At 49.7% G+C, this 728-nt stretch carries 1 protein-coding gene; it reads left to right on the top strand.

The window, feature by feature from the left end; translation table 11 throughout:
• Positions 1-728, top strand: a 728-nt coding sequence (locus tag GTU69_RS16945) for an Ig-like domain-containing protein (RefSeq protein WP_166172228.1), incomplete at both ends; no start/stop codon positions are given.

Here is a 728-nt window from a genome sequence, read left to right as displayed (position 1 = left end):
AGTCACAGCGACAGATCCTGCAGGGAACAGCAGTACAGATACCGGTTCATTAACAGTAGATACTGTTGCCCCAGCAGCGACCTTAAACATTGATCCGGTTACAAATGACAGCATCATTAATGCAGCAGAAGCGGGTCTAAGCATTAATATCAGCGGTAGCGTGACTGGTGAATACCAGCTTGGTGATGTCGTTAGCCTCAACATTAACGGCAAGTTGTATAACACGACTGTTCAAAGTGGTGGCTTGTGGAATGTTGATGTTGCGGGTAGCGATCTTGCCGCGGATAGCGACAGCAAAATCAATGGCAGCGTCTTGGTTCATGATCTTGTGGGTAATAGCTTCACGGCTATTGCAACAGAAAGCTATGCAGTTGACACGACAGCACCGACATTAACCATCAGTGCTGCTGATCTGAAACTTGCAGCAGGTGAAAGCACCACGATTACTTTCAGCTTTAATGAGCCGGTCAGCGGCTTTAGCCAGGGTGATATAACGGTAGTGGGTGGCAGCTTAAGTGCGATCACACCGGATGCAACTGGTCAGACCTGGACGGCAACGTTTACCCCGGATGGCTCAGGTACAGCACCAAGTATCAGCGTTGCTACAGGCAGCTATAGTGATGTGGCGGGTAACCCGGGTACAGGTGATACGCTGAATGCAGCGGATGGCTTTGGGGTTGATCTGGTTGCACCGGTGGTTACTGTAAATGACAGCAACACCAATGACA

The sequence above is a fragment of the Acinetobacter sp. SA01 genome (genome assembly GCF_011319235.1).
GTDB lineage: Bacteria > Pseudomonadota > Gammaproteobacteria > Pseudomonadales > Moraxellaceae > Acinetobacter.
The sequence above is the reverse complement of the archived record's forward strand: the minus strand, read 5'-3'. Positions and strand labels throughout refer to the sequence as shown.